Origin of the sequence: Rahnella sp. CJA17(1/100) (assembly GCF_963881615.1) — a bacterium.
Taxonomy (GTDB): Bacteria; Pseudomonadota; Gammaproteobacteria; order Enterobacterales; family Enterobacteriaceae; genus Rahnella; species Rahnella aceris.
In genome coordinates this window covers 1-1,500 of sequence record NZ_CAWOJA010000039.1, presented here as the reverse complement: position 1 = coordinate 1,500, position 1,500 = coordinate 1, and the positions used below count along the sequence as shown (strand labels likewise).

Annotated in this window: 1 protein-coding gene; it reads right to left on the bottom strand. The window is 56.7% G+C overall.

Annotated elements, in window-relative coordinates; all coding sequences use genetic code 11:
- Window positions 1–1,500: hemagglutinin repeat-containing protein (locus tag AACU55_RS16775; protein WP_205960167.1), on the bottom strand; the 1,500-nt coding region annotated here is incomplete at both ends.

Here is a 1,500-nt window from a genome sequence, read left to right as displayed (position 1 = left end):
CGTACTCACATCCTGCGTTTGCTGGCCGGTATCACGCACCGTAATGCTGCCATCAGCAACCGCTGAACGGGTGGTGCCCGATGCGCTGCCGCTGGCATTGGTCATCACCGGCAGCACACCCCCTGCATTGTGCCGCACGTCCCCCTGGTCTTTACTGGATGAGAAACCGGCGCTGACCCCAACGCTGCTGGCACTGTAGTTTGCCTTGTTCTGGATATCGTCCCAGCCCAGCGTCCCTGTATTCAGACTGTTATTGGCCGCATCAGCGGTCGAGGCAATCACGGCACCGTTCAGTTGTGTATGGTCACCGACGTAGATGTCATAACCCTGATTGCCCGCAAACAGCCCGCTCTGGTCGCCCACGCTGGCGTATTCACTTTGGGTTTTAGACTTGCTCATACTCAGGGAAGCCGAGCCGGTCATCGACCCAAAGGTGAAGCTGAATCCACCGCTGATGCTCTGCTGTTTACTCTGGTAGTCGTCGGTATCCTGCTGACTGGTGAGCGTCAAATCACGCCCGATATTTGCCGTGATTTTATCGCCCAGCGCCTGCGCTCCGGAGAGTACGGTGTCACGCCCGCTGCTTAACATCAGGTTATCTTTGGCATTTACGCGGGTATTGACGTATTCCGTCGTTTCACCGTCCGAGGAACCTTTCGCAGCATACCCATTACCCTGTACCCCAATGCCGGTTTCCTTACCCAGTGAGATATGCGCGCCGACACTCCAGCCGTTTGAACTGTCTTTACTCGTCTGTTTGCTGTTATTCGTCGCGGCCTGCAATAGCAGATCGTTCTGCGCAGCAAGCGTGACTTTATTTCCCGTCACACCGCTGCCGGTGATAGTGATATCACCGCTTTGCCCGTTGGCACCTGTCGAAACGATGGCAACATTACGTCCACCGGTAATCGTGCTGCCAGTGACCTGATTTTGTTCCAGTTCGGAAGTGGATTTACTTTTACTCGCACCGATATTGACCTGCAACTGGACCAGGTTGCCATCCACTTTGCCATTCATCAACTGAGACGCCTGCGTTGCGGTCCCGTCCATCGAGGACATCCAGCCCTGCTCCACCGCCTGCACGCCATACAGTGCTTTCATTCGGCCGTCGCCGGTCTGTGAGGCCTGTTTGGCAATGCTGGTGAGCGACAACAGCGCATCCGTCACCGGGCTCGACAGCGAGACCGTCAGGCCGCTTTGTTTCTGCTCGTAGATTTGTTTGCGGGTCAGCATGTCATTGCCGGGGTCAACCGTGACCGAGCCGCCGACGATGTTGACGTCATTTTTAGCGATCACATCCGAGCCACCGATATGCGCCTTTTCACCGGCAATCAGATTCACGTTGCCGCCGGTGCTGCCGACGGCACTGCTGCTCTGGCTCTGGGTGGTACCGTCCTGATTGATTTGCTGACGCGAGGATTTGCTGCCGAACGTCACGCCCAGTCCGCCGCCGCTGAACATGCCGCTGGTTTTGGTCTCACTCAGGCGATAACTGGATTG